Below are 6,014 nucleotides of genomic sequence, written 5' to 3'. Positions count from 1 at the left end.
CGGGCCGCCCTTGCTCTCCCGCGTCCCGGACGGGCCCGCCCGGACCCGCCGTTCCCGGGCGGCGTCGGCGTGCCCGGCCGCTGGCCTTTCGTCCGCTCCCGTCCGGTAAGTGGCCCGTGGTGCGTGGCCGGTTGGGGGCCCGGGGCCCGCGCTCGGGGAAATTTCCCGCTCCCGGAGCGGTGCTTTTTGTCAGGCCCGTTGACAGCCTCGCGACGCCTCCGTAACTTCCACGCATCAGCCCGATAGTTTTCGGAAATCTTCCGGAAGGTGTGCGATGCGCAGAGTTGTGCGGACCCCTGTCCCACCGGCCCGCGGACGGCGAGCCAGGCGCCGCGGACTCACCTGGGCCGTCGCTGCGGCGTTCGTCGCCGTGACGGCCGGTGCCTGCGGCAGCGGCGGGCCGGGTGAGGGCGCCGAGGACACCCTGGAGGTCTGGGTCTACCAGGACGCCTCCACCGAGGTGCAGCGCCAGGCGGTCGAGCGGTTCAACAAGCAGTCCGACATCAAGGCCGAACTCGTCGAGGTCCCGGGGGAGGGCTACCAGGACAAGATGCGCAGCGCCATGGGCACACCCAACGCCCCGGACGTGTTCTTCAACTGGGGAGGCGGCAGCATCAGCGACTTCGTCGAGAAGGACATGCTCGTCGACCTGACTCCCGTGCTGGAGGAGGACAGCGAACTCAAGCAGGCGTTCGTGCCCGCCATTCTCGACGCCGGCCGGGTCGACGGCCGCTACTACGGCACTCCGATGCGCGGCATGCAGCCCGTGGTGCTGTTCCACAACAAGGAGGTGTTCGAGAAGGCGGGTGCGGAGCCGCCCACCTCGTGGGAGGACCTGCTGGCGCTCATCGACACCTTCAAGGACGAGGGCGTCACCCCCTTCGCCCTCGCCGGCTCCGACGCCTGGACCGAACTGATGTGGCTGGAGTACCTGCTGGACCGCTCGGGCGGCGCCGAGGTGTTCCGCCGCATCCAGGACGGCGAGCCGGGCGCCTGGGAGGACCCGGCGGTGCTCAAGGCCGCCGGCCTGGTCCGGGAACTCGTCGACCGCGGGGCTTTCGGCACCAACTACAAGTCCGTCAACTACACCGCCGACGGCGCCTCCACGCTGTTCGCCAAGGGCCGGGCCGCCATGCACCTCATGGGCAGCTGGGAGTACGCCAACCAGCAGGCCAACCAGCCGGAGTTCGCCGAGAACGGCCTGGGCTGGTCGGCGTTCCCCGAGGTGCCCGGCGGCACCGGCGACCCGGCGAACGTCGTCGGCAACCCGACCAACTACTGGTCGATCAACTCCCGGGTGACCGGCGAACGCCGGGAGGCCGCCCTGGACTTCCTGCGGCTCTCCGGGGACGAGCAGTACGCGAAGGCACTCGTCGACAACGGTGACGTGCCCGCCACGACGGGCGCCGAGAAGCTGCTCGACGAGCACAGCGCCCCCGACTACGCCCGGTTCCAGTACACGTTGGTCACCGAGGCACCTCACTTCACCCTGTCCTGGGACCAGGCGCTGCCCACCCGACAGGCGGCACCCATGCTCGACAACATCCAGAAGCTGTTCAACGAGCAACTCACGCCGCAGGGGTTCGTCGACGCGATGAAGGCCGTGAAGTGAGGGAACAGTCTCCGCCCGCAGTCCGCGTGGGCCGTCCGAGCGTGTTCTGGGCGGCCCCCGGGGTGCTGTTCTTCCTGCTCTTCGCCGTCGGTCCGATGCTGCTCGTCGGATACCTCTCCTTCACCGACTGGGACGGACTCGGCGGCTTTCCCGGCTGGAGCGGCACCGACAACTGGGAGCGGCTGTGGGCCGACCCCGTCATGCGCCAGGCCGTGACGCTGAGCCTCGCGCTCACCGCGGTGAGCTGGCTGGTGCAGACGCCCGTCGCGCTGCTGCTCGGTGTCTGGGCGGCCGGTCGGCAGCGGCACCGCGCGGTGCTGACCGCCGTGTTCTTCCTGCCGCTGCTGGCCTCGTCCGTGGCCCTGGCCCTGCTCTGGAAGTCACTGCTCGACCCCAACTTCGGGCTGATCGCCGACCTCGGTCCCTGGCTCGGCTTCGAGGACGGCAACCTGCTCGGCAGCTCCCGCGGGGCCTTCGCGGCCGTCGCGTTCGTCGCCGCCTGGCAGTTCATCCCGTTCCACACGCTGCTCTACCAGGGCGGCGCCCGCCAGATCCCCCGCTCGCTCTACGACGCCGCCTCGATCGACGGTGCCGGCACCGTCCGGCAGTTCTTCACCATCACGCTGCCGCAGCTGCGCAACACCCTCGTCACCTCGTCGGTGCTGATGGTCGTCGGCGCGCTCACCTTCTTCGACACCGTGCTCATCCTCACCGAGGGCGGCCCCGGAACGGACACCACCATCGTGCCCTACCTGATGTACAAGAGCGGCTTCCAGGCGTACGACATGGGCTACGCCAGCGCCGTCGCCACCACCCTGGTCGGTGTCGCCACCGCCGTCTCGCTGGTCCTCGTCCGCCTCACCGGCTTCAGTGCCATGCGCAGCACCAGGGAGGGCATGTGAGCGGGCCGTCCCACCGCGCGTTCCTGCGTCGCCACAACGTGCCCGCCGGTGTCGCCGCCGCGTTCTGGCTGGTCGTGGTCGGGCTGCCGCTGTACGTGCTGCTCGCCTCCACGTTCCAGACCCGGGACGCCTACTTCGACCACGGATCGCTCGCCCTGCCCACCGAACCCACGCTGGACAACTACCGGCGGGTGCTGGCGGGCGACTTCCTCACCTACCTGCTCAACACCGCGCTGGTCACCGTCGGCTGTGCCGTGATCGTCGTCGTGCTGTCGGTCAGCGTCGGCTACACCGTGGTGCGGACCCTGAGCCGCACCTCCCAGCAGGTGTTCCGGTTCTTCCTGCTGGGTCTGGCCATCCCGGCGCAGGCGGTCATCATCCCGGTGTACCTGCTCATCACCCAACTGCACCTCTACGACAGCCTCTGGGCGGTCGTGCTGCCCACCGCGGCCTTCGCGCTGCCGGTGAGCGTGTTGATCCTGGCCGGGACCATGCGGGACATCGACGAGGAACTGTACGAGTCGATGACGCTGGAGGGCGCCGGCCAACTGCGGGTACTGCTGCGGCTGGTGCTGCCGCTGTCCCGCGCCGGCATCTCCACCGTCGCGGTCTACTCAGCTCTCCAGGCCTGGAACAACTTCCTGTTCCCGCTGATCCTCACCCAGTCCACGAGCAGCCGCGTGCTCACCCTCGGACTCTACGACTACGTCGGCCAGTTCCGGGTCGACATTCCCGCCCTGCTCGCGGCCGTGGTGCTGTCCATCGTGCCCATCTTCGTCGTGTACCTCTTCGCCCGCCGCCAGCTCGTCAGCGGCCTGATGGGCGTCGGCGGGCGCTGAACCGCCCCGCCCCCCCGCAGGCCCGCCCCGTCCGCTAGGAGACCCATGCCCCACCCTTGGCAGGACCCGTCCCGGCCGCCCGAGGAGCGCGCAGCCGACCTGCTCGCCCGGATGACACTGGAGGAGAAGCTCGCCCAACTGTCGGGTTCCTGGCCCGGTTCCGACCAGGGCGCGGCGGACGTCGCCCCGCTCCAGCACGAGATGGGCACCACCGCCGGCCCCGACGCCCTGCCCATCGGCACCGGTCAACTCACCCGCCCCTTCGGCACACGACCGGTGGACCCCGCCGAAGGCGCCCGCTCCCTCGCCGAGTTCCAGCGGCACACCGCCGCCGACAACCGGTTCGGCATACCCGCGCTCGCCCACGAGGAGTGCCTGACCGGCTTCGCCGCCTGGCAGGCCACCGTCTTCCCGGCTCCGCCGTCCTGGGGCGCCTCCTTCGACCCGGACCTGGTCCGCCGGTGCGCCGCGGCGATCGGCGCCTCGATGCGTGCCGTCGGCGTCCACCAGGGCCTGGCCGGGGTGCTGGACGTGCTGCGGGAACCGCGCTGGGGCCGGGCCGAGGAGACCATCTCCGAGGACCCCTACCTGGTCGCCACCATCGGCACCGCCTACGTCGCCGGGCTGGAGTCCGCCGGGATCGTCGCCACGCTCAAGCACTTCGCCGGCCACGCCGCCTCGCGCGGCGCCCGCAACCACGCGCCGGTCGACCTCGGCCCGCGCCAACTCGCCGACACCGTGCTGCCACCGTTCGAGATGGCGCTGCGGGACGGCGGCGCTCGCTCGGTGATGCACGCCTACAACGACATCGACGGGGTCCCCGCCGCGGCCCACAGCGAACTGCTCACCGGCCTGCTGCGCGAACGCTGGGGCTTCACCGGCACCGTCGTCGCGGACTACTTCGGCGTCTCCTTCCTCGAACTCAGCCACCGCGTAGCCGACTCACCCGCCGGTGCCGCCGCCCTCGCGCTCGCGGCCGGCGTGGACGTCGAACTGCCCGCGCGGCGCTGCTACGGTGAGCCGCTGCTGAAGGCCGTCCGCTCCGGCGACGTGCCCGAGCGACTCGTCGACCGGGCCGCCCTCCGCGTGCTCCGGCAGAAGGCGGAGGCGGGACTGCTGGACGGTGACGGCCGGGCCTCCGCACCACCGGCCGGCCCCGTCGACCTCGACCCGCCCGCCATGCGCGCACTGGCGCGACGTCTCGCCGAGCAGTCCGTGGTGGTCCTGGCCAACCGGGACAACACCCTGCCGCTGGCCCAAGGCGCCCGCGTCGCGGTAGTGGGCCCGCTGGCCGACGACCCGGCCGGCATGCTCGGCTGCTACACGTTCCCGCGGCACGTCGGCGTGGAGCATCCGGACCTGCCGCTCGGCGTCGACGTGCCGACCGTGCTCGCCGCCCTGCGCGCGGAACTCCCCCCGGAAGGACTGGTGGCGGGCCCGGCGGACGCCGATGTGACGGTCGCCGTGCTCGGCGACCGGGCCGGGCTCTTCGGGCGCGGCACCTCGGGGGAGGGGTGCGACGCCGAGGACCTGACGCTGCCCGACGGACAGGCGGCCTGGCTGGACGAGTTGCTGGCGGCGACCGAGACCCCGGTGGTGCTGGTCCTGCTCACCGGCCGCCCCTACGCGCTGGGCCGCTGGCACGACCGGCTCGCCGCGGTCGTGCAGGCCTTCTTCCCCGGCGAGGAGGGCGGGCCCGCGACAGCAGGCGTGCTCACCGGCCGGGTGGAGCCGTCCGGTCGGCTCCCGGTGAGCGTGCCGCGCCGACCGGGCGGACAGCCGTGGACGTACCTGCAACCGCCACTCGGACTGGCGGGGGACGCCAGCAGCATCGACCCGACCCCGCTGTACCCGTTCGGGCACGGTCTGTCCTACACCTCCTTCGACTGGGGGCCGGCGTCCGCAGACCGGACCGCCGTGCCGGTGGACGGCGGCACCACCGTGCGGCTGAGAGTGCGCAACACCGGTCCGCGGCCGGGAACCGAGGTGGTCCAGCTCTACCTGCACGATCCGGTGGCGCTCACGGTCAGGCCGGTCGACCGCCTCATCGGCTACGCCCGGGTGCCGTTGGAGCCGGGAGCGGAGGCCGAGGTGCGGTTCGCCTTCCACGCCGACCTCACCGCGTACAGCCTCTCGGCGGAGCGACGCGTGGTGGAACCGGGGGAACTGGAACTCCGGCTGGCCGCCTCCAGCGCCGACGTCCGGCAGCGGGTGCCGATCACGCTGACCGGCGAGCTGCGGGCCGTCGGCCACGACCGGACGATGACCTGCGCGGCGGAGGTCGTGCCGGTCCCGACCTGAGCGGGCCGGGTCGGGGTGCGTTACGGCACCCCGACCGCCACCCGAGTGGTCCCCGGGCCGGCGGCTCCGGGCCGGAAGGCCATCGGGCCGCCACCTCGACGCCCCCGCCCCGAGGCCCGGTCTCCATACATGCCGTGTCAGCGGGTATCCGGGCAGCATGTACCAAAGCGGACTGACAGACCGGCACGGGCCCGCGCCCCACGGCGGCCCCGGACGCCGACGCGCGTTGTGGATGCGACTGCTGTGGTTGGGCGTCGTGCTGGGCGCCCTGATGGCGTGGTTCCAGCACGCCGCCCTGGACAGGTCCTGGCCGGCGGCGCTGGCGCTGGGCTGCCTCTTCGCGCCGGTGGCCGCGGCGGC

Annotated in this window: 5 protein-coding genes; all 5 read left to right on the top strand. The window is 72.2% G+C overall.

The genetic code is table 11. The features are described from left to right. Positions 1-274 precede the first annotated feature (274 nt). Positions 275-1,612, top strand: a complete 1,338-nt coding sequence (locus ACYVE9_RS13105) for an extracellular solute-binding protein (RefSeq protein WP_461027991.1) — start codon at positions 275-277, stop codon at positions 1,610-1,612. A 41-nt stretch (positions 1,613-1,653) separates the two neighbouring features. Then, positions 1,654-2,514, top strand: coding sequence for a carbohydrate ABC transporter permease (locus ACYVE9_RS13100; RefSeq protein WP_461027990.1), 861 nt, complete (start codon positions 1,654-1,656; stop codon positions 2,512-2,514). Beyond that, positions 2,511-3,353, top strand: coding sequence for a carbohydrate ABC transporter permease (locus tag ACYVE9_RS13095; protein ID WP_461027989.1), 843 nt, complete (start codon positions 2,511-2,513; stop codon positions 3,351-3,353). The genes ACYVE9_RS13100 and ACYVE9_RS13095 overlap by 4 nt, the downstream gene beginning before the upstream one ends. Positions 3,354-3,398: 45 nt before the next feature. Further along, positions 3,399-5,654 carry a beta-xylosidase/alpha-l-arabinosidase gene (locus ACYVE9_RS13090; RefSeq protein WP_461027988.1) on the top strand — a complete coding sequence of 752 codons (2,256 nt, stop codon included), beginning with the start codon at positions 3,399-3,401 and terminating at the stop codon, positions 5,652-5,654. A gap of 157 nt (positions 5,655-5,811) precedes the next feature. Beyond that, positions 5,812-6,014, top strand: a 203-nt coding sequence (locus tag ACYVE9_RS13085) for a hypothetical protein (protein ID WP_461027987.1), incomplete at its 3' end; no start/stop codon positions are given.

Source organism: Streptomyces sparsus, from assembly GCF_054776295.1.
Note: the sequence above shows the minus strand (reverse complement) of the source record. Positions and strands in the feature narration are given on the sequence as shown.

Excerpts from the sequence above, each read along its gene's own strand:
- ACYVE9_RS13105 (WP_461027991.1), top strand. The coding sequence starts at position 275 with ATGCGCAGAGTTGTGCGGACCCCTGTCCCACCGGCCCGCGGACGGCGA.
- ACYVE9_RS13090 (WP_461027988.1), top strand. The coding sequence starts at position 3,399 with ATGCCCCACCCTTGGCAGGACCCGTCCCGGCCGCCCGAGGAGCGCGCA.